This is a genomic window from Methylobacterium sp. 1030 (assembly GCF_040544715.1).
Taxonomy (GTDB): domain Bacteria; phylum Pseudomonadota; class Alphaproteobacteria; order Rhizobiales; family Beijerinckiaceae; genus Methylobacterium.
Genome location: NZ_JBEPKM010000027.1, coordinates 24694 through 50923 on the forward strand (window position 1 = coordinate 24694; position 26230 = coordinate 50923).

Annotated in this window: 18 protein-coding genes and 1 tRNA gene; 9 read left to right on the forward strand and 10 right to left on the reverse strand. The window is 68.6% G+C overall.

Annotated elements, in window-relative coordinates:
* The first annotated feature begins 65 nt into the window (after positions 1–65).
* Positions 66–1340 carry a thermonuclease family protein gene (locus tag ABIC30_RS28265; protein ID WP_042671712.1) on the forward strand — a complete coding sequence of 425 codons (1275 nt, stop codon included), beginning with the start codon at positions 66–68 and terminating at the stop codon, positions 1338–1340.
* A 4-nt stretch (positions 1341–1344) separates the two neighbouring features.
* A complete protein-coding gene (locus ABIC30_RS28270) occupies positions 1345–2385 on the forward strand; it encodes an aldose epimerase family protein (protein ID WP_020094273.1) in 1041 nt (346 codons plus the stop codon).
* A 25-nt stretch (positions 2386–2410) separates the two neighbouring features.
* Here ABIC30_RS28270 and ABIC30_RS28275 read toward each other — a convergent pair whose 3' ends face one another.
* From ABIC30_RS28275 to ABIC30_RS28300, 6 genes are all read right to left on the reverse strand, one after another.
* Positions 2411–2767, reverse strand: coding sequence for a hypothetical protein (locus tag ABIC30_RS28275; RefSeq protein WP_020094272.1), 357 nt, complete (start codon positions 2765–2767; stop codon positions 2411–2413).
* A 24-nt stretch (positions 2768–2791) separates the two neighbouring features.
* The gene (locus ABIC30_RS28280) at positions 2792–3136 is read right to left on the reverse strand and encodes a hypothetical protein (protein ID WP_020094271.1); all 345 of its coding nucleotides are present in this window, start codon (positions 3134–3136) and stop codon (positions 2792–2794) included.
* A 16-nt stretch (positions 3137–3152) separates the two neighbouring features.
* The gene (locus ABIC30_RS28285) at positions 3153–3581 is read right to left on the reverse strand and encodes a hypothetical protein (protein ID WP_020094270.1); all 429 of its coding nucleotides are present in this window, start codon (positions 3579–3581) and stop codon (positions 3153–3155) included.
* A gap of 131 nt (positions 3582–3712) precedes the next feature.
* A complete protein-coding gene (locus ABIC30_RS28290) occupies positions 3713–4231 on the reverse strand; it encodes an Hsp20/alpha crystallin family protein (RefSeq protein ID WP_020094269.1) in 519 nt (172 codons plus the stop codon).
* Positions 4232–4385: 154 nt separating this feature from the next.
* A complete protein-coding gene (locus tag ABIC30_RS28295; RefSeq protein WP_020094268.1) occupies positions 4386–4868 on the reverse strand; it encodes an Hsp20 family protein in 483 nt (160 codons plus the stop codon).
* A 482-nt stretch (positions 4869–5350) separates the two neighbouring features.
* On the reverse strand, positions 5351–8005 hold the full coding sequence (locus ABIC30_RS28300) for a DNA translocase FtsK (protein WP_234081407.1): 2655 nt from the start codon (positions 8003–8005) through the stop codon (positions 5351–5353).
* Positions 8006–8172: 167 nt separating this feature from the next.
* Here ABIC30_RS28300 and mtnA point away from each other — a divergent pair, with 167 nt between their 5' ends.
* Together mtnA and ABIC30_RS28310 are read left to right on the forward strand one after the other, a co-directional pair.
* Positions 8173–9276, forward strand: a complete 1104-nt coding sequence (mtnA, locus tag ABIC30_RS28305; RefSeq protein ID WP_020094266.1) for an S-methyl-5-thioribose-1-phosphate isomerase — start codon at positions 8173–8175, stop codon at positions 9274–9276.
* Between the two features lie 234 nt (positions 9277–9510).
* Positions 9511–10206, forward strand: a complete 696-nt coding sequence (locus ABIC30_RS28310; RefSeq protein WP_042672819.1) for a class I SAM-dependent methyltransferase — start codon at positions 9511–9513, stop codon at positions 10204–10206.
* A 7-nt stretch (positions 10207–10213) separates the two neighbouring features.
* Here ABIC30_RS28310 and ABIC30_RS28315 read toward each other — a convergent pair whose 3' ends face one another.
* The 3 genes from ABIC30_RS28315 to pth all read right to left on the reverse strand — a co-directional run bounded on the left by ABIC30_RS28315 (position 10214) and on the right by pth (position 13290).
* On the reverse strand, positions 10214–11203 hold the full coding sequence (locus ABIC30_RS28315; protein WP_020094264.1) for a MaoC family dehydratase: 990 nt from the start codon (positions 11201–11203) through the stop codon (positions 10214–10216).
* 150 nt (positions 11204–11353) lie between these two features.
* Complete coding sequence (gene ychF, locus ABIC30_RS28320; RefSeq protein WP_020094263.1) at positions 11354–12451, reverse strand: redox-regulated ATPase YchF; 1098 nt, start codon at positions 12449–12451, stop codon at positions 11354–11356.
* A gap of 230 nt (positions 12452–12681) precedes the next feature.
* Positions 12682–13290, reverse strand: a complete 609-nt coding sequence (gene pth / locus ABIC30_RS28325; protein WP_026605103.1) for an aminoacyl-tRNA hydrolase — start codon at positions 13288–13290, stop codon at positions 12682–12684.
* Positions 13291–13585: 295 nt separating this feature from the next.
* On the opposite strand from pth, the gene ABIC30_RS28330 reads away from it, so the two are divergent.
* Positions 13586–13816, forward strand: coding sequence for a hypothetical protein (locus ABIC30_RS28330; RefSeq protein WP_020094261.1), 231 nt, complete (start codon positions 13586–13588; stop codon positions 13814–13816).
* A gap of 14 nt (positions 13817–13830) precedes the next feature.
* Here the strand turns inward: ABIC30_RS28330 and ABIC30_RS28335 are convergent, their stop codons facing one another.
* A complete protein-coding gene (locus ABIC30_RS28335) occupies positions 13831–16056 on the reverse strand; it encodes an FUSC family protein (protein ID WP_042672812.1) in 2226 nt (741 codons plus the stop codon).
* A 199-nt stretch (positions 16057–16255) separates the two neighbouring features.
* On the opposite strand from ABIC30_RS28335, the gene ABIC30_RS28340 reads away from it, so the two are divergent.
* The 4 genes from ABIC30_RS28340 (at position 16256) to ABIC30_RS28355 (ending at position 26210) form a co-directional block, all read left to right on the forward strand.
* Positions 16256–16332 (forward strand) — tRNA-Arg (locus ABIC30_RS28340).
* A gap of 396 nt (positions 16333–16728) precedes the next feature.
* On the forward strand, positions 16729–19575 hold the full coding sequence (locus tag ABIC30_RS28345; protein ID WP_354456467.1) for a hypothetical protein: 2847 nt from the start codon (positions 16729–16731) through the stop codon (positions 19573–19575).
* A complete protein-coding gene (druD, locus tag ABIC30_RS28350) occupies positions 19572–20648 on the forward strand; it encodes a Druantia-type antiviral defence protein DruD (RefSeq protein WP_354456468.1) in 1077 nt (358 codons plus the stop codon). The genes ABIC30_RS28345 and druD overlap by 4 nt, the downstream gene beginning before the upstream one ends.
* 15 nt (positions 20649–20663) lie before the next feature.
* Complete coding sequence (locus tag ABIC30_RS28355) at positions 20664–26210, forward strand: DEAD/DEAH box helicase family protein (protein WP_354456469.1); 5547 nt, start codon at positions 20664–20666, stop codon at positions 26208–26210.
* Positions 26211–26230 lie beyond the last annotated feature (20 nt).

The window sequence follows — 26230 nt, forward strand, 5'->3', positions numbered from 1 at the left end:
CCTTCGTCGGGAGGCGCGATCGAGCTTCCTTCGCGCCGCGCGTCGGTGATGCCGGGATCGGGTGAATGACGTCTTCAACGGTGGTGGAGCAACAGGAGACGGAGCCGGCCCGGCCGGTTCTCGACAGTCCCGGCCGCCTCGCCCTGCGCGAGACGATCCGGGCCGAGATCGCGCGCGCGCGTCCGCGTCCCGTCGCGGTCCGGACCCTGGAGCTCCTGGCCGAGGCCGCCTGCGCCCCCGACGAGTCCGGGACCGGCCTCCGCGTCCTCGACCGCCACGGGGCCGCGCGGCGGCGGGAGGGCACCTCCGAGCCGATGACCTTGGCGGACCTCGTCGCGGAGCTGCGCGCGCGCCATCCCGCCCTGTTCCTGCCGCCGGAGCCCGAGCCCGAACCGGCCCCGGCGACCGCCGAGGAGGCCCGGGACTCGTCCCTGCTGAGCGGCGCCTACGAGATGAAGGCCGCGACCGCCCGCTTCGTCGGGACCCAGTCCGAGCGGGCGCGCTCCCTGGCGGAGCGCTCCTCCGAGCAGGGCCGCGTGCTGGCGCAGACCGCCGCCGGCCGGTTCGCCAGCCTGCGGACGAACCTGCGCGGACGCTTCGCCCGCCCGCCCGTCGACGCGGAGGCCGGGCCGGCCGCGGGCGCGGATCCGGCGGCGGCCTGGAACAGCGGTCCCGGACGGTTCGGCGAGACGCTGCGCGACGGCCTCGGCCACGTGCGCGACCGCCTCAGCCTCGGCGGGGGCGGGATCGATGAAGGCGGGCGCCGGCAGCGCCGGCTGCTCCTCGGCGCCGTCGCCGGCACCCTGGTGGCGGTGCTCGCCGCGGGGCTCGTGCTGGACCGCTCCGCGCCGGAATCCGGGCGCCCCGCCGCCCCGACCGCTTCCCGCACGGATTCCCGCGCGGAAGCCCCGAGCGGCGCCGCGCCGAACGCGCGGCCCGCAGCCCCCCCGGCCTCGGCCCCCGACACGGTGACGCCGCCCCCCGAGACAGGCGGCGATCCCGAGCCCGACGCGCCGCTGCCGCCGAACGCCGTGACCGGACAGGCCCAGGTGATCGATACCGCGACCCTCAAGGTCGGCGGCAAGGTCGTGCATCTGTTCGGCGTCGAGTGGGTGCGGGGCGGCCAGGCGGAGGAGCTGGCCCGGTACATCGGCAACCGGTCGGTGACCTGCCAGCCCGCCCCCGGCAGCGCGAACATGAACTGCCTCGTGGACGGGCGCGATCTCTCCGAGGTGGTGCTGTTCAACGGCGGCGGCCGCGCCGCCCCGGAGGCGAGCCCCGAACTGGTCGCGGCCGAGGACCACGCCCGGAGCGAGCGGCTCGGGGTCTGGAAGCGCTAGCCGGATGCCGGCCGAACCGTTCGGCACGACGGCGGACGGCCGACCGGTCGGCCGCCACACCCTGAGCCGGGGCAGCCTGCGCGTCGCCGTCATCGAGTACGGCGCGGCCGTCACGGCGATCGAGGTGCCCGACCGCACCGGCCGTCCGGCCAACGTCGTGCTCGGCCTCGACACCCTGGCGGGCTACGAGACCGTGAGCCCGAGCTTCGGCGCGATCGTCGGGCGCTACGCGAACCGCATCGCGGGCGGGCGCTTCAGCCTCGACGGGCACGACTACCGGCTGCCGGTGAACGAGCCCCCCAACACCCTCCACGGCGGCCCGGAGAATTTCGGCCGGCGCCTGTGGCGGGCGGAACTCAGCGACGCGACGCGCCTCGTCCTGAGCCGCCGCTCGCCGGACGGGGAGGAGGGGTTTCCGGGCACTCTCGACGTCCGCGTCACCTACAGCCTGCCCGCGGAGGGCGTGCTGCGCGTGGACTACGCCGCGGTGACCGACCGGCCCACGGTCCTGAACCTCACGAACCACAGCTACTTCAACCTCGCCGGCGAGGGGGCGGGCGGCGTCCTCGGCCACGTCGTGCAGGTCGAGGCGGACGCCTTCGCGCCGACCGACGCGACTCAGATCCCCACCGGCGCGCTGCTGCCGGTCGCCGGGACGCCGTTCGATTTCCGCGCGCCGCGGGCCCTGGAGGCGCGGATCCGCGCCGGGGACACGCAGCTCATCTACGCCAAGGGCTACGACCACACCTTCGCGCTGCGCGGGGCCGCCGGGACGCTGCGGCCGGCCGCCACCTGCGTCGATCCCGGCAGCGGGCGGCGGCTCGACGTCTGGACCACGCAGCCGGCGCTGCAGCTCTACAGCGGCAACACCCTCGACGGGCGCCTGATCGGCCCGTCCGGGCGGATCTACCGGTCGGGCGACGGCGTCTGCTTCGAGACGCAGGGCTTTCCGGACGCGCCGAACCAGCCCGGCTTCCCCTCTGCGGTCCTGCGGCCGGGCGAGACCTTCGCGGCCGCCACGGAGTTCCGGTTCTCGGTCGTGTGATGGTCGTGTGACGGCCGCGGCGCGCTCAGGCCGCCGCGCGATCGAGCGCCCGGGGCGCCGGGATCGCGGCGGCCGGCGCGGCGGGATCGGGACGCCGCGCCTCGCCGAGCGCCAGGAGGGCAGCCTTCACGGCGTCGAGCCGCGACGGCTCGCCCTCGGCCATGCCCTCGGCGGCGGCGACCTCCTTCAGGTACTCGTCCCAGGCCCAGCGCCGCAGGATCTCCCGCTTGCAGCTCGGGAGCAGCCGGGGATGATCGCGCAACGCGGCCGGGGTGTCGAACACCGCGGCCGGGTTGACCAGGGCGCGCTCCATGTCGGGCAGGCGCGCGGCCGCCGGGCCGGGCGAGATGGCGTTTCGGATTCCGATCGTCCCATCTTGCATGGTTGCCTCCCTGGAGGGGCGCGCTCAGCCGCCGAAGAGGCCGAGGCGCGCCGCCGATTGGACGGCGAAGCTCGCCGCGAAGGACAGCAGGGCCGCGTCCCAGGCGGTCAGGTGCCGGGCGTTGGCCGGCGGCCCGGCCCGCGTGATCGCCCGGCCGAGCCACGCGAAGCCCGACAGGCTCAGCAGGGCCGCCAGCACCCAGGGCAGGGCGGGCGCCGGGCAGGGCGCCGCCAGGGCGAGGCACAGGGCCACGGACAGGAACCAGCGGCCGAGCACCGTGCTGTCGGTGGTCCGCGCCGGCCCTCGGCGCCGGCCGCGCCGCGACCGGGGCAGGAGCCCGTGCCCACCCCGCAGGTCGAAGGTTGCCATCGCGCGCCTCCCCGGCTCAGTTCAGCAGGGGCTCCGGTCCGGCCGGACCGCGCTCCCAGCGCCGGAAGAGCGCCGCGGGGACGGGGGGCTCGGGCGGCGGGGCTGCGGGCGGTGCCGAACCCTCGTCGAGCGCCTGGAGCGCCTCCAGGATCGCGCTCAGCGGCACGGGCTCGGCCCGGCAGCCCGGCAGGCAGCGCAGCGTCGGGCAGGACTCGACCGCGCGGGCGTCGGAGGCCCAGGAGGCGAGGATCGCCCGCTTCTCGGCCCGCGACAGGCCGGGATAGCGCAGCACCTCCCGGGGATGCCGGAAGACGTCGCCCGGCGCCACGAAGGCCTCGAACGGCTCGACCGCCTGCGGCCTCAGGCTGGCGGCCGCCACCGGACCGAGGCGCCCGATCTCGGGATGGAACGCGGGATGGACGGGGTTGGTATCGATCGGCTGCATGCGACCCTCCTCATCGTGAGCAAAGGCTGGGGTGGCCGGCACGCCCGATCGGGCCGCGCCGGCCGTCGCGTCATGCGTTCGGGTCCGCGACCGCGCAGGCGGTCACCCCCAGGGTCGGCCCAGGGCCCGGCTCAGTGCTTGGCGGCCGGCGCGCCGGTGCCGTTGATGGCGATGCGCCGGCGGCGCTCCGGCGCCTCGGCCGCGCGCGGCAGCGTCACCGTGAGGACGCCGTTGCGGAACGTCGCCTCGGCCTTGTCCTCCTCCACCGGCACGGGCAGGGCGATCGACCGCTCGAAGCGGCCGTAGCTGCGCTCGGAATAGCCGCGGCCCGTGTCGGTGGTCTCCGCGCGCTTCTCGCCCTTCAGGGTCAGGACGCCGTCCGCGATGAGCAGCTCGACGTCCTTCTCGTCGAGGCCGGGAAGCTCGGCGGAGACGCGGAGCGCGCCGTCCGCCTCCGCCAGCTCGACATGGGGCCAGCCGAAGCCGCGGCCCGCGAGGCTCGGCATCCCGCCGAACCCGCCGAACACGTCGTCGAACAGGCGGTTCATCTCCCGGTGCAGCGTCAGGAAGGGGTTGGCCGGCTCCTGCGACAGGGCGGCCGGCGCCGGGGCGGGGTTGCGGTCCCAGGGAATCAGATCTCTCACGCTCATGGTCCTCGCTCCATCGAATGCGGTGCAGTCGTGGGAACGGGCCCGCGGGTCCGCGGACCCGTGAGGGATGTCATCCGTGTCGACAGGGGTGCCCGGGCGCGCCGCCCGGGGCACCGGATCAGGCCGCCATTCAGGCCGCCATTCAGGCTGCCATTCAGGCTGCCTTGGCCTCGCGGGCGATCTGCGCCGGGGCGTTGTCCTGGCCGGACGCGGCCGTCGTGCCGCCGATGGCGATGCGGCGGGGCTTCAGCGCCTCCGGCACCTCGCGCTTCAGCGCGACGGTGAGCAGGCCGTTCTCCAGCGACGCGCCCACGACCTTCACGTGCTCGGCCAGATTGAACGTCTGGCGGAACGTGCGGGCCGCGATGCCGCGGTAGAGATAGTGCTTCTCACCCTCCTGGGCGGCCTTCTGACCCGAGACGAGGAGCGTGGTGTCCTGCTGGGTCAGCTCGATCTCGTCCGGCGTGAAGCCCGCGACCGCCATGGTGATGCGGTACTGGTCCTCGGCCACCTTCTCGATGTTGTAGGGCGGCCAGGCGGCCGACGGCTCGACGCGGTCGGCTTGGTTGATCAGTTCGAACAGGCGGTCGAACCCGATGGACGACCGGAACAGGGGCGAAACGTCGTACGTCCTCATAACCACATCCTCCGACGAGCAACGTGACTACAAGCAGCACCGGACACCGTGCCCGGCGCCCTCAGAGCGAGCCCGTTTCCAGGCCTCGCACGCGCGTAACGTGCGGGCGAAGGGCCGGTTCCGCGTCGCGCGAAATTTTTCGGGTTGGGCGGGGGCTGGCCGAATACGGTGATCCGATCCGCGCGGCCTCTCCCGCTGAGCTGCCGGCTGCACGCGCTCGCGGTCTCTCTGTCCCTGAGATCGAGAGCGCGGGTCCCCTCTCCCGTGCGGGAGAGGGTGGGGGTGAGGGACGCGAAGCTTCAGAAGACGGCGCGCCCCGTCCGCGCGTCAAACGCGTGCCCTGTCCGGAGACTTCCCATGCCTCCCCCCAACACTCTCCCGCTCGGGAGAGGGGGCGCGTCGTGCTCCGTCGCAGGGCGCACCGCGAACACGCGTCGGCCGCACGGGGGAGGGGGTGCCGCGAGCGCGGCAGGCCCGCGCTCTCAGCCGACCGCCTCCTCGACCAGGATCTCGCGCTTGCCGGCGTGGTTGGCCGGGCCGACGATGCCCTCGATCTCCATCCGCTCCATGAGCGAGGCGGCGCGGTTGTAGCCGATCTGCAGGCGGCGCTGGATGTAGCTCGTCGACGCCTTCTGGTCGCGCAGCACGACCTGCACGGCCTGGTCGTAGAGGTCGCCGCCGGCCTCGCCGAAGGAGCCCTGATCGAACACCGCGCCGTCGAGTTCGAGCTCCGCGGCGCCGGCCTTGCCCTTGCCGCCGCCCTTCTCGGGCGTCCCCTCCTCGTCGTCGGCGGTGACGGCGTCGAGGTAGCTGGGGCGGCCCTGGCGCTTGAGGTGGGCGACCACGCTCTCGACCTCGCTGTCCGAGCAGAACGGCCCGTGCACCCGCGTCGTGCGCCCGCCCCCGGCCATGAACAGCATGTCGCCCTGGCCCAGAAGCTGCTCGGCGCCCATCTCGCCCAGGATCGTGCGGCTGTCGATCTTGCTCGTCACCTGGAAGCTGATCCGGGTCGGGAAGTTCGCCTTGATCGTCCCGGTGATCACGTCCACCGACGGGCGCTGCGTCGCCATGATCAGGTGGATGCCCGCCGCGCGCGCCATCTGCGCCAGGCGCTGGATCGCCCCCTCGATGTCCTTGCCGGCCACCATCATCAGGTCGGCCATCTCGTCGACCACGATCACGATGTACGGCAGCGGCGCCAGATCCATCGCCTCGTCCTCGTACACCGCCTCGCCGGTGTGGCGGTCGAAGCCGGTCTGCACGGTCCGGGTCAGCACCTCGCCGCGCGCCGCCGCCTCGGCGACCCGGGCGTTGTAGCCGTCGATGTTCCGGACGGCGATCTTGGCCATCTTCTTGTAGCGCTCCTCCATCTCGCGCACGGCCCACTTGAGGGCGATGACCGCCTTCTTGGGGTCGGTGACGACCGGGGAGAGCAGGTGCGGGATGCCGTCGTAGACCGACAGCTCCAGCATCTTCGGGTCGACCATGATCAGGCGGCACTCCTCGGGCTTCAGCCGGTAGAGCAGCGACAGGATCATGGTGTTGATCGCCACCGACTTGCCCGAGCCGGTGGTGCCGGCGACCAAAAGGTGCGGCATGCGCGCGAGGTCGGCGATGATCGGCTCGCCGCCGATGTTCTTGCCTAAGCACAGCGCCAGCTTGTGCTTGCTCTCGGCGAAGTCCGTCGAGGCCAGGAGCTCGCGCAGGTAGACCGTCTCGCGCTTGGCGTTCGGCAGCTCGATGCCGATGGCGTTCCGGCCGGGCACGACCGCGACGCGGGCCGAGACCGCCGACATCGACCGGGCGATGTCGTCGGCGAGCGCGATCACGCGGCTGGACTTGGTGCCGGGGGCGGGCTCGAGCTCGTAGAGGGTGACGACCGGGCCCGGCCGCACCGCCAGGATGTCGCCGCGCACGCCGAAATCGCCGAGGGTCGCCTCCAGCAGCGTGGCGTTCTGCTCCAGGGCATCGGCCGAGATCAGGCTCGCCTGGGACGGGCCGCGGGGGGCCGCCAGCAGGTCGAGGGCGGGCAGGGCGTAATCCTCGGGACGGACGGGCGGCGCGGGCGCGCGCCGTGCCGGCACGGGCGCTGCGGGCGGCGGCGCCACCCGGGACGCGTTCGGCTCGGCCCGCGGCGGGACCGGGCGCTGCGGCGCCTCGAACGCCTCCGGATCGTCCTCCGCGTCGTCCCGCGGCGGCGCGGCGCGGCGGGCCGGTGCCGCGGGGGAGTCCTCGGACGCGTCGAAGACGGGCTCGCGCCGGCTCGCGCCGGCCTGCCGGCCTTCGGGCAGGTGCTCGGCCCAGGGAAGGTCGGCGTCCGTGAAGGCGCGGCGGGCTGCGAGGGCGGGCGACGCGCCGTCGATCGGCTCGGCCCGGCCGGCGCGCCACGCGGCGATCCGGTCGGCCGCGGCGCCGCGCAGGCCCATCAGCCCCTGCGCCAGGGCGCCGACACCCACGAGGCCGAGGCTCGGCTCGTCGGAATCCTCGCGCTCGTCGCGGCCCGAATCCCGGCCCCGCGCCGGCGCGCGCCGGACGGGGTAGGGATCGTCGTGCAGGCTGTCCTCCTCGACGGCGCCGAACCGGCAGGCGCCGGTCAGGCTGAGGATCGCCACGGCGGCGTAGCCGAAGCCGACGAGGTGGGCCGCCGCCGACGAGACCGCGCCGACGATCACCCGCGCCATCGACAGCAGGCCGTCGCCGGCCACGCCGCCGAGGCCGGTGGGCAGGGGCCAGCGGGTCGTCGGCGGGAGCGCGCTCGCCACCGCGCTCGCGGCGCAGAAGCCGATGATCCAGAGGGCGATGCGCAGCCCGCCCTCGGGCAGGTTGCGCTCCCGCATCAGCCGGATGCCCCAGAGCACCGGCGGCAGCACGAAGGCCAGGGAACCCAGGCCCAGGATCTGCATGGCGAGGTCGGCCACGACGGCGCCCGGCTGGCCGAGGACGTTGTGGGCGGCGTGGTCGGTGGCGTGGTTGAGGCTCGGGTCGTCGATCGACCACGTGGCCAGGGCCACGGTCAGCGCGACCGCGCCGGTGAACAGCACGAAGCCGCCGAGCTCCGTCAGGCGCTTGCCCAGGAAGGGGCGAACGCTGTCGACGAAAGTCTCGTAGGGCGATGCGGGACGGCGAAGCGAGCGCATGCGGGACCGGACGCAGGACGGGGACTTACCCCCGAGGCTAGGCACGACCCCCTTAACGACCTGCTAAGGTTGAGGAAGGCTCACCGGCGCCCGGCCGCGCATCCCCAGGCTGTCGCCGTCCGCGCCCACGGGTGCAAAATCCGCCCCGCTGTGGCACAGGAGCGGCCATGAACATCGACGGCCAGCCCTACCGCACGATCTTCCCGGACCCGGACGGCCTCAGCGTCCAGGTGATCGACCAGACCCGCCTGCCCTTCGCGTTCGAGCTGAAGCGCCTCGCCACGCTGGAGGACGCCGCGGTGGCGATCCGCACGATGATCGTGCGGGGCGCGCCGCTGATCGGCGTCACGGCCGCCTACGGGCTGGCGCTCGCCATGCGCGCCGACGCGTCCCACGACGGGATCGACCGGGCGGTGGCGACCCTCTCGGCGACGCGGCCGACAGCGATCAACCTGCGCTGGGCACTGGACCGGGTCTCCACCAACCTGCGCCAGGTCGCGCCGGACGAGCGCTTCGCCCGCGCCTTCGCGGAGGCCGGCCGCATCGCCGAGGAGGACGTGGCGAGCTGCCGCTCGATCGGCGCCCACGGCGGCCAGATCATCGCCGACCTCCACGCGGCAAGGGGCGGCGACCGGCCGGTCACGGTCCTGACCCACTGCAATGCCGGCTGGCTGGCGACGGTGGACTGGGGCACGGCGCTCGCGCCGATCTACGCCGCCCACGAGCGGGGCGTGCCGGTCCACGTCCTGGTCGACGAGACCCGGCCGCGCAGCCAGGGTGCCGCGCTCACGGCCTTCGAGCTGAACGGCCACGGCGTGCCGCACACGGTCATCGCCGACAATGCCGGGGGCCACCTCATGCAGCACGGCGGCGTCGATCTCTGCATCGTCGGCTCGGACCGGACCACGGCGAGCGGCGACGTCTGCAACAAGATCGGCACCTACCTGAAGGCGCTGGCGGCCCACGACAACGGCGTGCCGTTCTACGCCGCCCTGCCGTTCTCGACCATCGACTGGACCCTCGACGACGGGGTGAAGGAGATCCCGATCGAGGAGCGCGACGGGCGCGAGGTCACCCACATGACCGGCCGGCTGCCCGACGGCGGCTTCGCCACGATCGAGGTCGTCTCCCCCGGCAGCCCGGTGGCCAACCCCGCCTTCGACGTGACTCCGTCGCGCCTCGTGACCGGGATCATCACCGAGCGCGGCATCTGCGCGGCGAGCCGCGAGGGCCTGTACGAGCTCTACCCGGAGCGCCGCCGGGCGGCGTGAGGGCGGATTCTCCCGCAGCCGCGGCCGCCCGGCGCAGTATCCGGGTCTTCCCGAACGCGGTGTGACCGAAAAGGCAGCCTCGGGGGCAATTCGCGCCCCGTATCCGCGCGGCCGCTTTCGCGGCTCGACGGTGTTCGGCAGAACGGATGCCGGAGCGCCGTGGGGAAGAACAAATCTCGACGGCGGATGGACTGATCATCCCAGTCCGATCTCGACACCTTCGAGGTGGCCGCGATGGCGAAATTTCATTTCGTCGAGGATTACGAGGCGTACGTCCGCCAACTGATGCGCGACTTGCCCCTGGATGAGGCGATGAGCGTGGCGGTGGGCGGCGACTACGACCGCATCGGCGCGATCGAGTGCGAGATCCTCCAGCATTTCGGGCTCCGGGACGGCCAGTCGGTGGTCGATTTCGGGTGCGGCTCCGGGCGCCTGGCGGTGCATCTCGCCCGCACCGCGAGCGTCGCGTATCTGGGCCTCGACGTCGTTCAGGACCTGCTGGACTACGCGAAGCGCCGCTGTCCCAGGGACTACCGCTTCGCCCGGAACACGGCGCTGTCGCTGCCGGTCGCCGACGGCAGCGTCGACCTCGTCTCGGCCTTCAGCGTGTTCACGCATCTCCTGCACACGGAGTGCTACATCTACCTGGAGGAGATGCACCGCGCCCTCAGGCCCGGGGGCCGCGTCGTGGCCTCGTTCCTCGAGTTCGGCATGGCCTCGCACTGGGGTGTCTTCACCAAGACGGTCGGCGAGCAGCGCACCAGCACGGTGCCGCACCTCAACACGTTCATCGAGCGCAGCGTCTGGCAGACCTGGGCCGACCATATCGGCTTCGACAGCGTGACGTTCCTCGACGGCACGGCGGCGCCGTGGCCGTCGGGCGTGTATCTGGGTCAGTCCCTCGCGGTGCTCGGCAAGGCGCCGGCCTGAGGCCCGCTCACGGCTCCCACTGGTGGAAGACCGCGCTGTCGAAGGCGAAGACCGCCTCGCCGCGCTGGTTCACCCCGGTGTTGCGCGCGAAGGCCAAGCCCCAGCCCGGCCGCGACGCCGAGGCGCGCTTGTCGGTGAGCTTGGCGCTGAACCGGACCGTGTCGCCCGCGTAGACCGGCTTCAGCCAGCGCAGGTTCTTGAACCCGGGGGAGGGGCCCGCCTCCGGGACCGGCCCCCGGGCGGCCGTGTAGGCGGCGTCCCGGGCGCGGGTCGTCAGCATCCGGTTCATGTAGGCGGCCGCCGTGTGCCAGCCGGAGGCGCAGAGGCCGCCGAAATGGCTGCGCTTGGCCGCGTCGTGGTCGAGGTGGAAGGCCTGCGGGTCGTAGGCCCGCGCGAAGGCCACGATCGCCTCGGCGCTGAACGGGTAGGCGCCTAGCTCCCGCACGGCCCCGATCTCGGCGTCCCGCAGGAACGGCAGGATCTCGGCATCCTCCGGCTCGGTGACCGGCCCCGGCACGCCGATCTCCACGGGCCGCGGGGGCAGGGGATCGGTGCCGCGGCGGGCCAGCATGAAGGTGAAGCGCTGGGTCAGGACCGTCTCGCCGCGCTGGTTGGCGAGGGCGACCTCGGCGGTCAGGAAGCCGAGGCCCGGCTTCGAGGCCGAGTCGCGCAGGCCCGCGACCCGGAAGGTCAGCGTCAGCGCGTCCCCCGGCAGGACCGGCGCGAGCCACCGCAGCTCGTCGATGCCGGGCGCGCCCAGCGACGAGCCGCCCCGGAACGGCCCCTGCTGGAGCAGGCGCATGCCCAGGGCCGCCGTGTGCCAGCCCGAGCCGATCAGCCGGCCCGCGAAGGTCGTCTCCGCCGCCGCCTCGTCGAGGTGAAAGGGCTGAAAGTCGAAATCCTTCGCGAAGCCCACGATGTCGTCGCGGGTCACCGTCAGCGGCTCCCCGACGATCACGTCGCCGACGGAGAAGTCTTCCAGGGCGGGATCGGGCATGGCGGGCTCGTCACGTTGATCAGTGGGGCAGGCGATTGGGATCGCCGTCTTTGCGAGCGGAGCGAAGCGATCCAGGCGGCGCCGCGCTCACCGGGGTCGCGCTGCCCTGGGTCGCGTCGCTGCGCGCGCGATGACGGGGTGAGGCCGACCTCAGTTGGCGAAGCGGAAGTGCAGCACGTCGCCGTCCTGCACCACGTAATCCTTGCCCTCCAGCCGGAGCTTGCCGGCGTCCCGGGCCCCGGCCTCGCCGTTGAGCGCCGTGTAGTCCTTGAACGCGATGGTCTCGGCCCGGATGAAGCCCTTCTCGAAATCCGAGTGGATCACCCCGGCCGCGCCCGGCGCTCGGGTGCCCTTGGTGATCGTCCAGGCGCGGGCCTCCTTGGGGCCGACCGTGAAGTAGGTGACGAGGCCGAGCAGGTCGTAGCCGGCGCGGATCACCCGGTTCAGGCCCGGCTCGGCGAGGCCCACCGCCTCCAGGAACTCGGCCTGGTCGGCCTCCGGCATCACGGCGATCTCGCTCTCGATCTTGGCCGAGACCACCACCGCCACGGCGCCCTCCGCCTTGGCGCGGGCGAAGACCGCGTCCGAGTAGGCGTTGCCCTTGTCGGCGTCGCCCTCGTCGACGTTGCAGACGTAGAGGACGGGCTTGGCCGTCATCAGGCCGAGCGACTGGAACAGCTTCTCCTCGTCGGGCTTGCGCTCCACGAGGCGGGCGGGCTTGCCGTCGCGCAGCAGCGGCAGGGCGCGGTTGACGAGGTCGAGGGTCTCCTTGGCCTCCTTGTCGGCGCCCTTGGCCTTCTTCTCCAGCGCCTGGGCGCGGCGCTCCAGGCTGTCGAGGTCGGCGAGCATCAGCTCGGTCTCGATGGTCTCGATGTCGGCGGCCGGATCGACCTTGCCCTCCACGTGGGTGACGTCGCCGTCCGTGAAGCAGCGGACCACGTGGGCGATGGCGTCGACCTCGCGGATATTGGCCAGGAACTGGTTGCCCAGGCCCTCGCCCTTGGAGGCGCCGCGCACGAGGCCGGCGATGTCCACGAAGGTCAGCCGCGTCGGGATGATCTCCTTCGAGGAGGCGATCCGGGCGAGGTCATTCAGCCGCGGATCCGGCACCGCCACCTCGCCGACATTCGGCTCGATGGTGCAGAACGGGTAGTTCGCCGCCTGGGCGGCCGCCGTCTGCGTCAGCGCGTTGAAGAGGGTCGACTTGCCGACGTTCGGCAGGCCGACGATGCCGCATTTGAAGCCCATGGGTCAGTTCCGTCGCAGCGCGTCGTCGGGCGACGCGCGGAATGGGTTGATGAGAATCGGGCCCGCGAACACGACGCCGCGCGCCCCGTCCTCGGTCGAGCGCGCGCGACACCGACGCGCCGGGCCGCGGCGGCCGGGAGGCAATCGAACCGCCGACAGCCGGGCGCGACGCGCACCGCCTTCATCGGACCCTCTCGCCCGCCCCGATATCCCGTCCCCGTGTGGGCGTGTCAATTTCTGGCGCCCAGCGTCTTCACGTCGTCCCAGCCGCGGCCGGCCATGGCGAGGTGGACCTTGTTCTGGAAGCTCGCGTCCTCGCCGGCGGCGAGCAGGGCGGCGTGGTCGGCCACCGCCCGGCAGAGATCCTCGACCCAGGGCAGCTCGGCCTTGCCGAAATCGTTGAGCACGTAGGCATGGACCAGCGCCTTGTCGCCGGGATGGCCGATGCCGAGCCGCACCCGGCGGTAATCGTTGCCGCACTGCGCGGTGATCGAGCGCAGGCCGTTATGGCCGGCATTGCCGCCGCCGAGCTTCACCCGGAGCTTGGCGGGCGCGAGGTCGAGCTCGTCGTGCAGCACGATCACGTCGCTGAGCGGGATCTTGTAGAAGCGCTGCGCCTCCGAGACCGCGCGGCCGGACTCGTTCATGAAGGTCGAGGGCTTCAGCAGGATCGCCCGCTCGGTGCCCAGCACCACCTCGGCGGCCTCGCCCTGGAACCGGTGGCGGAACGGGCTCGCCCGGTGCTGTCGGGCGATCGCGTCGACGGCGAGGAAGCCGATATTGTGGCGGTTGCCCGCGTAGCGCGCGCCCGGGTTTCCGAGGCCGACGATCAGCCGCATGGTCTGCATCCCTCTCAGGCCGCGGTCTGTGCCACGCTTCGGCGCGGGACGCATCCCCGGCCGTGCCTGGACCCGTCGCGCGCCTTCCGGCCCGCGCCGCGTCTCCCCGTGCGCCAGCGCACGGCGGCGGTCGAACCCGGGGCAGAGTATCTCCGTTGAGAGGTCACATTCGGCCAAGCAAAGCCGGAGCGATCAAGACCGCCGCCCAGCGCATCGCGACGACGATCTTCCTCACTCGACACGGTTGACCGGATGACTTCCCGCTGAAGTCATACGAAGACACTCGGAGATCATCATGACCGTTCGCATGCTCGCTGCCGCCGCCCTGGTCGCCGCGGTCGCCACGCCCGCCCTCGCGCAGGGCCTGGACTCGAAGCACTCGCCCTACCCGGCCTCGGCCTATTCGGGCTGGGTCGGCAACGCCCCCGTCCTGTACCGGGACGCCGCCGGCCCGGCCCGGCCGGCCGCCTACCGCTACAGCGGCCCGCATGCCGGCGGCCCGGCCAACGCCCTGCCGCGGTTCTGACGGGGGGCCGTCCGTCAGGACGGCAGGACGGGCTGACCGGCCCGCGCCGCGGTCCCGTTGCTCGAAGCCGGGGCTCCGCCATCCGCAACCGTCGCGGCCCGGATCTCCCCGGGCCGCAGGGTTCCCACCAGAAGATCGACCTGGCTGACGAGGCGCACGAGCGACTGTCCGCGATCCAGCGCCGGCCGCTCGGGCACGGGCCTGTCCGCGCCCAGGGCCGCCAGGGTCGCGGTGATCCAGGCCCGCCAGGGCTCCGCCTCGGGGGCGGCCGCCTCCGGGGCGTGCCGCAGGACGATCAGCCGGGCGCTGATCCGGCGCAGAGTCGCGTCGGCCACCAGGGCGGATTCCACCTCCGGGTGGCTGCCGGCCCGGGGCTGCTGCAGGGCGCGGGACAGCGCCGCCTCCAGATCGTTGAGGGCGAGTCCGGCCTCGCGGCTCTGCGCCGCGATCGCGGCCTCGCGGCCCTCGCCGGGCGGCGCGCGGAGCACCGCCTCGGCGAGCCCGGCCTGGGCCTTCAGCGCTCGGCGCAGCTCCTGCCGGACCTGATCGGGCTCCCAGATCGGCCAGAGCACCAGGCAGCTCGCCACCGCGATCACGCCGCCCAGCACCGTGAAGCCGCCCCGCATGGCGACGATCTCCCAGGAGCTGTGGCCGGGCTCCAGCAACTCGACGAGCAGCACCACGAGGGGCGTCAGGCAGGTGACGAAGAACCCGTACGAGATCTGGCGCGCCGCGAAGCCGACGATGCTGAGCACGAGGATGAGCCCGGCCTCCGCCAGCGGGCTCGTGGCGTAGTAGGCGAGCACGGCCCCCACGAGGCCGCCCAGCACCGTGCCGCCGATCCGCTCCAGGGCCCGCTGCCACGTCGCCGCGTAGAAGGGCTGCATGGTGAGCACCACGGTCATCACCAGCCAGTGCGTGAAGGCGCCCGCGTAGGTCAGGGTGGCGGCGAGCGCCGGCGCCGCGACCGCGCTCGCCCGCAGGGCGTGCCGCAGGTTGGGCGAGGCCAGGGTGAAGTTCTGCGCCAGCGGCCCGACGTAGCGGGTCCAGCGGTCGAGGCTGCCGCCCTCCGTGATCGTGCCACCGGGCCGGTAGCCCTCCGGCGTCGACAGCTTGGCGCCGAGCCGCACGCGCCCGGCGATCCGGTCGGCGAGACGGGCCAGGGTCGGGTCCTCCGACAGGCCGTCGGCCACCCGGACGATGGAGTGCTCCAGGCGGCCGAGGTCGAGGTTGACGTCGTCGCGGATCGCCCGGGCGATGGTCACCAGCAGGGGGCGCAGGCGCCGCAGGAAGACCTTGGCGAGCGCCCGGCGGCGCGCGTCGGGCCGGCTGTCGATCAACTCGCCCACGGCGATCAGCGCGGCGAAGATCTGCTCGGCGCTCTCCAGGCGCAGCAGGGCCTGGGCGGTGCGGTCCGAGACCCGCTCGCGGGAGCGGGCGAGGTCGAGGATCATGGTCCGCGCGGTCTCGATGCTCGCCCGCACGCCGCGGCGGTGGCCCCGCGCGTGGCCGTCGAAGGCGGCCGTGTCGGGCTCCGGCAGGGCGACGAGCCGCTCGAGGTCGCCGCAGAGCCGGGCGAGATTGTGCCAGACCTCCGCCACCGCCCGGTGGGCCGGTCGGTACGGGTGCAGCCGCCAGATGACCAGGGCCAGGAAGGTCGCCCAGAGACCGCCGGCCGCGAACATCGCCGCGGTGACGGCCGCCTGCGCGACGTCGAGCGGCCGGTCGAGAGCGATGCACAGCACCACCACGAGCACGTTGCCGGCCGACTGGGCCTGCACGCTCCAGACGCGCGCGTACGAGCAGGCGAAGATCAGCGCGCAGGCGACCGGGACGACCACCGGCAGGCCGAGGGGCTGGATCAGGCCGAGGCCGGCCCAGAGCAGGCCGCCGAGGAACGAGAAGGCGGTGAGGACGCGCAGGCGCGCCCGCATCGGGCCGCCGTTGTCGCAGAAGCAGGCGAGGTTGGCGGCGAGCGCCATGGTCAGCAGCGGCGACCACTGGATCCAGATGTTGAGGAGGATGACGACGCCGAACGCGAAGGCGGCGCGCACGCCCTCCACGAGCCGCACGTTCCGGAGGTCGAGGCCCGTGGGCAGGCGCCGCAGATCGCCGCCCGGCCGGCTCAGGCTGCCCCGGCCGGCGGCGAGGCGGCGGCGCCGGACATGTCCGGAGGGCGAGGCTGTGGGACTCGGCGCGGTCAAGCTCGGTCTCCCGACGGGGGCGCGGCGCCCCGGCATGAACCGCGCTCCGGCCTGACCGGATCCGCGGCGGCGCGCAACCCCGGCCCGCTCCCGGCGCCGGATCGCTAAGGCGCGTCCGGCGCATCGCCGCGGGGCAGTCTCTCCATCCTCGGCCCGATCCGGGACGCCGCGCCGGTCCTCGCCCCGCGCGCTTGACCCTCGGGCGAGCCCGTGGCTTCTGGGGCCGCCTGGCCCCGACTCCGTAGCTCAGCTGGATAGAGCAGCCGCCTTCTAAGCGGCAGGTCGTAGGTTCGAGCCCTACCGGGGTCGCCAGGTCGTCTCTACCTAGAGGCAAAGTGAATTTTTGGTCGTCTGGGGCGACTTACGGGAGCGGCTCCTAGGCCGCGGTTACCGCGCGGTTACAAGAAAGTCAGAGCCCTCGGGCTTCGCACGGCTCGCCTTACTGGGTCGCTTTCGCGCCATTCAGGTGAGTCAACGCTCTCGGAGCGATAGTCGGCCACGACCGCCAAGCGGACGTGCTGAACGGTTTCAGCTAAGGCCACACTGTCTGTGAGAACCGTCAAATCGAATGAGCTTAGCAGTTGCCTAGCGCACCGCATTCTTCGATGGTAGCCAACAAAACCAAGGGTTGTCGATGTGAGCTTCAACGAGGCTCCCTCGAGCGCTGGAGGAAGCCGCGGTGGATTGGGGTCGGTGGGCCGATTACCCGTGAGCAGCGAAATCGACGCAATGCAGGTGCGTCTCGAAGAGCACTTCGCGGCCCTTCGAGAGGCGCGTTCCAAGCAGGGACTGCCGGTATTCGCCCTTGAACACGGCCTCAATGCGAGCGAGTTGTCCTCGCTGGTGGCGCTCCTCAAGACTCAATTAATCTCTGGCGGCAGGCTTGGGGTGCATTGGCTGCTCTGGGTCGTTTACGCGACGGAACAAGGATATAACTACGAAGGCGAAGAGTATTGGTATACATTCGAAAGCAAGATGCCGTTGTGGGATCGGAGGTGGCGACCGAGTCTGCGAACGTGGTTTGAGAAATTCTGCACGATGTACGGCGGCCTTAGCCCAGAGGGTTCATGGGCCAAAAATTTTTCGATTATCGCGTGGCCAATTACACATGCTCTGCTTCCGAAGGATCTCCAAGAGCAGTTGGCTTACGCGCTCTACAACCTGCGGTATCAAATCGTGTCGCGCCTCGATCGACCTCCTGCTGAGATCGGAGGTTACGTTGCGAGGATGGCGCACGGGGGAAGCTCGCGGTTCGAGAATTTTGTCGAGCAGGAAGAACTGGTCGGACGGATTATCCTTGCACTCCTAGATTATCAATCAGTCGATAACGGGAGCGCCATCCGTCCTGACACGCTGGCGAGGATCGCCAGCGATCTTGAGAAGGTCAGGAGCGCGCGACAGTGGCTGCACGACACCCGGAAGGCTGTCGAGATCGCCACGCTTCGGGGAACCGCACCCCGAGGGGGCACCGAGTCTCACAATCGTGACCAACTCGACTCTCCGGCGAAGGAGCGTAAGCCATCTATACGCCCCTCGTTGATATTGAGGCGGACGGGCCAGGACGAATGGACACCCATCTTGGAGGTTCCGAGCTTCCGCGAGGTTGCTTACCTGAACCATGAACTTGCGACGTTCCTGCGCCGAACAAGGTGTTCAGTGGCGGGTTCGACCGGCCTCCGGCCGCCGGGTTGGCTTCTGATCGGTGCACAGCGTCGCACTCTGACAACCTGGCCAGCGACGGGAAAGCCAGTGCTTTCCTTCCAGGCCCCGAACGCCGCGTTGGAGCATCTGCTGTCCAGCGAGGGCCGCATCTCGCCGGGCCCGACGTGGATATTCCGCCGCGGCTCGGACGGGCAAGCGGTAGAAGTACTCGGAAGATTGGTCCGGCCGAACCGGTCGTACATCTTCGTCACTCAGGGGGAACTTCCAGTACTGTCCATGGGCGCACCCACGAGGATCCTCTGTGGTGGGGTCAAGGCGGTCCAGATTGACGTGCCTGCCGTGCTGACAGAGGGGCAAATCGACGAACTGAAGAAGGTGGGATTGTCGGTTGCCCAAACGATTCGGATCTGGCCGGTCGGCCTGGCCGCTCGGGGCTGGGATGGGGAGGGCACCACGGAGTGGCTTGAGAGCGAGCGCCCCTGTTTCGCGGTTGAGCACGATCATCCCGTTGCTGAATATGAATTGAGCCTTGGCGCCGGTCCAACAACAAGGGTGAAGGCAAAGCCGCCTGGGATCGCGACCTTTATCCGGCTGCAACCACTTCCGCCTGGAAACCACGTCCTGTCGGTCAGCGTGATCCGAAATTTGGGTTCAGGCGCCGTATCGCGACCCGCGGAGGGCGTGATCTCGTTGTCCGTCCGACCACCAAACCCATGGATCAGCGGCACCATCGAACACAATGGCTTGATCGTAGGATCGGAACCTCCCGAACCGACGCTCGATGAATTTTGGGAGGGGCTCACCCAGTTAAACGTTCTCGGCCCGGCCGGACGCCATGTGAATGTGTGCGTGGAACTGCTTAGTGGTTCGGGCAGCCGGCTTGCCCTAGAGCAGGTCGGGCAACTCACGTTGCCGCTCGGACCCGGCTCTTGGCGCAACATGTTCGCTGGGTTTGCCCGGCGCGAGAAGGATCCGTGGAGTTACCTCGAAGCGAGTTCAGGGCGCATCATCGTGGACGGCGAGGAACTCGGGATTGTCCACATTCCGCTTCATCGGAACCTCTCGCCGGTACGATGGGTCTGGCGCACGACATCGAAATCAACACTTCTTCGGCTGGTCGATGACCAAGACGCGGATGCACCGTTAGAGGTTACCTTCCACTCCTTCGCTACGCCGCTTCAAACTGTGGTGCTCCCACCCGACGAGGTGGCCGGCGGGATCGAGCCGCAGCCTCCGGGAGGGCTCGTCGTCGCCAATTACGCTGACCGGCGCGAAGCGCTCGTCGTGAGCATGCGGAAGGTAGATGGCGGCTTCGGCGGGCTCATCGTTGAGCCAAAATTTGAGAAAATTGTGAGAACTCAAGACCAGGCGCTCGCCGTTCTGAAATCGGTTGTCGCTTGGTCAGATTCGCGCCTCGCGGGCGTGTTGGCGTCAGAGCGTCGAGAGCGCGTCGTCCGCCGATTGAAGGAAAGACTATACAGTATCTTGTGCGGGGCAAATTGGGAGCGTGCTGAAAGTCGCCTTGAACTCGGGTTATCTACTCAAGCAGGCGTCGAAGGCCTGCTCCGGTGCTTCGGCGACAAGCGAGTATTCGCTCTAGTACTTGCGCGCGATGCCACCAAGTTCGCCAGGATGCCCGACCAGGTCCGGAAGCGCGAATTCGCTGCTTTGGCGCAACGATACAAGGTTGCGCCATCCGCGCCTTCCAAACGAGCGCTCGACCTCGCTAGCGTTTTGGATCAGGCGCTGCGCCCGTCAGACGCGGATCTGCGATCGCTGATCGCGCTCCTGTGGGATTACCCGGCACTCGTCGCTGGTGCTCGCATACTTCAACTACTAGGCGGGCAGGTCGCTTCTAGTCAGCAGGTGTTCCCTGCAGCAGGTGTCGCATGATCGAGGTAATCACCTCGGATGCAGTGATCGAGAACGCCTGTGCTTCGTTCGGCATTGCGCCGGGCGACGCGGGTCTTCTGGACGAATCTTACCTCGCCGCTGCCCTTCGCAGACTCGCCGGTTTCCTGTGCCCCTGTTCGCCGAAAACGGTTTTGAGGGCCATGGTTGAGAGCCATCTCGGGCTAGTCTCCGATGCCGCTGCCTTCTCCGAACGCGTCGAGACCATAATCGAGACCCTCGTCTTCGCCGGGGATCTGCTTGAACTCGCTGACATAGCGCTGGAGGGTGACGCGACCAAAAGTACATGGCTCGTCGCGGCTCCCCCGGCCTTCGTTGCCCGGGAGAGCGGTAGCGTCTTTATTCTCGGGCTATCCGCGGATGAGCAAACACCCCTGCCGATCGAGATGCGCTCGCGCATGTCGCTTCGTCGAACAATTAGATCGATCGATCCGTCACCTGGCGAGGACCTCGCCGCAGCGCTACGCGGTCTCGGACTACGGGAACTGTCAAACACGGCATGGATCAGATGCCCAAGGGCGGTGAACGCAACCGCTCTGGTTGCTGCCTACGACACAAAGTTGGCGGCTCAGCGCTCGTCCGGCGACATTCCTGACCTTAGCGTCCTGAATTGGAGCCGGAAAACCCGCAGTTATCGGGCACGCTGGACCGGACCAGAAGCGCTCACGGGACAGTTCGTCGTAAGAAGGCCACAAACCTTCGGCGCCAACCTTTGGGGCTACGCTCAACTCCGTGACGGCGTGCCCCTGAAGTTGCTCGATTTACCCCTCCACGGCGAGCGCTGGCGCGGCTGCGATGTGGCTTGGCGCATACAGATGGCCATCGATTCGCTCGCAGGACGGCCCCAGGAGTACAGGCTGAGGGCCGCCGAAGATGGTGCAAGATTCGACTTCTTCTCACCAATTCCAAATTGGGCCCGTCGTCGCCTGACACTGGTCGGAGAGGAGGTCGATACTGCTGGATGCCTGATGTCCTTCCTTGTGCCGGCTCGCGAGGTCGCCGCGAAGGAGCGATTTTTGAGTCAATTATTGTACCTGTCGCGAGCGGCGGAATGAGGAGGAGAACCTAGGATGGCGAGAACGATCCAGGAGACGATCGACCACCTCCATTCGTCACTTAAAGAGTACATTGAAGCCACGTACCACATCGGCGATCCTGCACTTATTACCCAACGTCGGAAGCTTCTAGAGCGGATAGGCGTAACTCATCAGGAACCATTCCTCGAATCGACCCCAAAATATCAGGTTGGCCGACTGTTCAAAGATATGGATGGACTGCCGGCCGCTGCGAGGGCCATTTACGAGAAGCTGTCGGGCACCCGGAAGGATCGTCCGCGACTGATTTTTGACCCTCCGTACAGGCATCAAGGGGACGCGGTCCAGCACGCACTGATCGAGGGAAAAAACCTCGTCATCATGACCGGAACGGGTTCAGGAAAGACCGAGTCCTTCCTTCTACCCATACTAGGCAAGTTCGCCCGGGAGGCGGCCGAACGACCGGCTTCCTTCGGCGGACAGCCGGCCATGCGAGCGCTTCTTCTCTATCCCATGAACGCCCTCGTGAACGATCAACTCGGACGTCTGCGGGCTATCTTCGGCGATCCGGATCTGGTGACGCAGTTCACGGATTGGGCGGGACGTCCGCCGCGCTTCGCGCGTTATACGAGCCGTACGCCGTACGCCGGCGTGCGCTCTGGCAAGAAGGACGGGAGGAAGCTCTCTTCCTTCGAGAGCTTCTACGTCGAGATCGAACGTCAGGCGGAGGGACACAAGTCCGAGGAGCAGGAGGCTGCCGCTCATCTACGGTCGCAGTTGAAAGATCGCGGCAAGTGGCCCGCGAAACCCGATTTGGACAAGTGGTTCGGTACAAAGAACTCTCGCTGGTACAATCCCAAAACAGAAACTTTCCTTCGCGCAGTGACCTTGCCTGAGGATTCGGAACTCATCACTCGCCACGAGGTACAGGCATCCTGCCCGGATTTGCTGGTCACCAACTACTCGATGCTCGAGTACATGATGATGAGGCCGATCGAGCGTTCGATCTTTGACAACACCCGCAATTGGCTGGCGGCCAATCCCGCAGAAAAGATGATGGTGGTGCTTGACGAGGCCCACCTCTACCGCGGCGCAGCCGGTGCGGAGGTCGGTCTGCTTCTACGTCGGCTGCGAGACAGGCTCGATGTGCCCGCGGAGCGCTTCCAAATTGTCTGTGCTACAGCGAGCTTCAATGACCGAGAATACGCCGCTCAGTTCGGCGCGCAACTCTCCGGCATCCCAGCAGAAAGCTTCGTAGCAGTCACGGGCGATCTCGATCTGCGCCCGCATGCGGCAGTCGGAACGACGACCGACGCCGAAGTCCTTGCCGACCTAGATCTTAAGCTTTTCTATTCGTCGGAGGAAGCCGATCGAACGGCTTCGATCGCCCCGTTCCTCAAGCATCGCGGCGTGACGGCCGGGTCTGGCGTTGAGCGGGACCTGTTCCAGGCGTTGAAGGACTTCGGGCCACTCGGTCGTCTGGTAAACACAACGATGGGGTCGGCGCAGCCGGTCGTCGGCCTCGGCGCCAAACTGTTTCCGGACTCGCCCGAGATCGCGGATCAGGCCGTGACTACCCTCCTCACTCTGGGCAGCGTGGCACGCGAACAGCCGGACGCCGCTGGTCCCCTCCCGTGCCGAATCCACAATTTTTACCGCGGTCTTCCGGGATTGTGGGTTTGCATGGATCCCGACTGCGTCGAACTCGCCGAGGAGGAGCGTAACGGCATCAGTGGGAAGATGTTTAGCCAACCACACGAGACCTGCGGCTGCGGCTCGCGGGTCCTAGAGTTCTTCACGTGCCGCAACTGCGGTTCGGCGTACGCGAGGGCCTATTCAGACGATCTCGACTGCCCGGATGCACTCTGGTCGGAGCCTGGTCGGAGACTGCACATGCCGGGCGGCGAGACCGTACCGCTGCTTGACCTCGACCTACTGCTCGAAGAGCCCCGGCATCACGACATCGCAGAAATGGCGGAATACGATCTGGATACCGGGCGCTTAGCTGCGGGGCAACGCACCCGCACCGTGTATATCAGAAAGGACCGGCTAACGCCGGCAGTCGATGACGACGGCGAGACCGACACCAACGCGGAGAGGCGCGGCCAATTCGTCCCCTGCGGAGTCTGCCGGCAGACGGCCAGGGGTCGCACGACTGTGCAGAATCACCAGACCAAGGGCGATCAGCCCTTCCAGGCGCTGGTATCGAGGCAGCTTTCGGTCCAGCCGCCCGGCAAGCAGGCCGCGTCGCGATTTGCTCCCCTCCGCGGCCGAAAGGTACTCGTGTTCTCGGACTCACGACAGGTGGCTGCGCGGCTGGCGCCAAACCTGCAAATGTACTCGGTAAGGGACGCGCTCCGCCCGCTCATTGTCTGGGGGTTCGACCGCCTGGGGAAGCCGCCAGTGCTTCAGCAGATGTTGAGCCTCGATGAATTGTACCTCGCCGTGCTGCTTGCGTCGCAGAGTCTCGGCGTCCGTCTGCGCCCAGAGAGGAAGTCCGGCGAGAACTTCTCAGCCGTCGAGGACCTAGTGGCGAAGGCGATTGCGGAGGGAGCACTCACCGATGACAACAGTCTGACAATGCTCTGGATGGAGGCGAAGGGCCAGGTGCCTCCCGCCGCTCTCCTCGATGATATAGTGAAGACAGTCCAGGATAAGTATCTGGGCCTTGAGGCGCTTGCGCTCGCCTCAATCCGAGAGCGCGTGAGCAATACGAAGGACATTCACAAGCTACCACCGATTACTGGCATCGCGGAAACCGAGGAGGATAAGGTGGCTCTGGCCAGAGCCTGGTTGCGCTGCTGGCGTCCGGTTGGTTTTTGGCTCAACACGATGCCGATTGCTTGGTACAAGCGGCCTAAGGAACGGGGAACTAGCGTCGGTTCGCGCAAGGGCGCCTTCGCAGCCATGGACGTGGTGCTCAAGAATCCGGCTGCGCGGAAGGCCTTCAGGCAAGGCTGGACGCGGCCGCTGCTCGATATTTTCACGCAGGACATGGATGCCGGCAACCGCCGGCTCTCAGGTCAGAACCTCTCGCTTCAGTTGGTGGGAGAATGGAAGCGGTGCGCCAGTTGCAAGTCAGTGCATCGCCCCGTACGGACCATTCCGCACTGCCTTGATTGCGGAAGTGATGAAGTCGTCGCGCTTGATCCCACCCAGGACAGCGTCTTCTCGGCTCGCAAGGGCTACTACCGGTCGCCGGCGCTGGGTGCTTTAGCCACGCCTCCAGAAGTGCCGATAGCCCTAATCGCGGCGGAGCACACCGCTCAACTCAATGCGCCACAGAGTGACGACGTCTTCTCTAAAGCAGAGGAGAACGAACTCCTGTTTCAGGACGTCGAGCTCAATTGGGGTTCGAGCGGCCGACAGACAGCAGCAATCGATGTGCTCTCGAGCACGACCACGATGGAGGTCGGCATTGACATCGGCGCGCTGTCCGGTGTGGCACTGCGAAACATGCCGCCGGGACGCGCGAACTACCAGCAGCGGGCCGGCCGGGCAGGCCGACGCGGAAATGCGGTCGCGACCGTAGTGGCATTCGGCAGCGCCGACAGTCACGACGAGCACTACTTCAGCGAGCCCAAGGAGATGATCTCCGGCAAGGTAATCGACCCGAAACTCACGCTCGACAACCCGGACATCGTAAAGCGGCACATCCGTGCGTACCTGCTCCAAGCGTATCACCAGGTCCGCCTTCCGGTGTTCGATCCTAATGCAAATCCGGACCTCTTCTCGGTCCTAGGATCGGTCCAAGAATTCAAGACGACCACCGCACCGCTCAACGTCCAAGACTTCAAGGCTTGGCTTATTGAGAATGAGAGGGGCCTCCGGGGCCGCGTAGCATCGTGGATACCTCATGAATTGATTGGGCGCATTCGGGATAACCTGCTCGATGAAATGATTTCCGATTGTATCTCCGCAGTTGAGCAGGCGATTGCGAACGATCCCGCCGGCAGACGCTCTGCCGAGGAGGATGACGGCGGGGCTGAGAACAGGGGGAATGAACTGCCAGAGGAGGTGGGCGAGGAGGTTCCTCCTGAGAGGGCGCTCACCGGAACGCTGCTCGACCGCCTTCTCTATGAGGGTGTCCTGCCGCGCTACGCGTTCCCGACCGATGTGGCTACGTTCAATGTCTTCGATATTGAGCGATCGACTCCCTACAGGCCCGTTATGCGCTTTGCGCCGTCGCAAGGACTGCCGGTAGCACTGTCGCAGTATGCCCCAGGCAAACAGGTGTGGATTTCAGGTAAGTGCTACACCTCCGGGGCGATCTACTCGCCGATGGCGGAGGATCGCTTCGGCGCTTGGCAGAAGCGGAGGTTGTATCGGGAGTGCAGTGAGTGCAGCTTCGCCGAGACCGTCAAGATAGACGCCGGGCTCGGTCGCGACGTCGTTACGGACTGCCGCGCCTGCGGATGCGAGGACAGCTTCGGCCCGACTCGCTACTGGCTCCGCCCTCCCGGCTTCGCACATCGGGTCGATCAAGAGGTGGTCACATCCCCTGACGACATGCCGGAGACCAGCTACGCTACTCGGGCCAAGCTAGTGATGCCGACGCCGGCGGACGACAGCAAATGGACGTGGGTGAATGACCGTATCCGCGTGATGCCAAACCGAGAGCACCTATTGGTGTCTAATACCGGCCCAAAACAAGAGGGCTACAACTACTGCACCCTGTGCGGCCGCATCGAGTCGTCGGCCGAAGGCACTGCGTCCATGTTTGCTCCGCATCCGAAGCCGTTCCCAGACAAGGAGGCGACCTGCCCCGGTACCCGCACTTCGAGGCACGTTGTGCTCGGCACCGACTTCATCACGGACATTGCGTTGTTCTCTATGCGGGTGGAAGCGCCGTTGAAGCTAAAGCCCGGCTACTATCCGACGGAAGTGGCGCTGCGGACAGTCAGCGAGGCGCTCGCCAAAGCAGCCTGTGGTCTACTGGGAGTTGAGCCCGGTGAGTTGATGGCCGAATACCGGCCAGCACTGACTCCGGCAGGCAAATCTGGATTGGAGGCTGAGATATTCCTCTACGACACACTTCCTGGTGGCGCGGGTTTCTCGCGCCAACTGGCGGAGCGAGGAGATGAGCTTTTCCGGCGCGCGCTTACCATCATGGAGACATGCCCTGAAGACTGCGACGCTTCGTGTTATCGCTGCCTGCGTAGCTTCAAGAACAAGTTCGAGCATGGCCAACTGGACAGGCATGTCGGAGCCGAACTGCTGAAATTCCTTCTGACTGACCGGATTCAGCCGTTCAGCCTGGAGCGAGTTGCTGCATCGACCAGGATCCTGATGCTCGACTTGGAGCGCAACGCCGATAACGGCGTGACATACGAAACGGACGCGGTGGTTAACGTGCCTGGAATGGGCGAGGTCGCGGTCCCGATACTCGCCGTCCGACCGGACGGCAGACAGTTTGTCATCGCCGTGGCCGGTCCGCTTACGGCGGACCACCCGGCGAGCCCACTGATCGCCGAGCTACGCGAGCGATGGGATGCAGGGCGCGTGATCCCGATCAACGAATTGCTTGTCAGGGGCAATCTGCCGGCCGCGACGAGGATCGTCGAGGAGGCTGTACTCGCATGACGTTGGCCCATATCGCCACG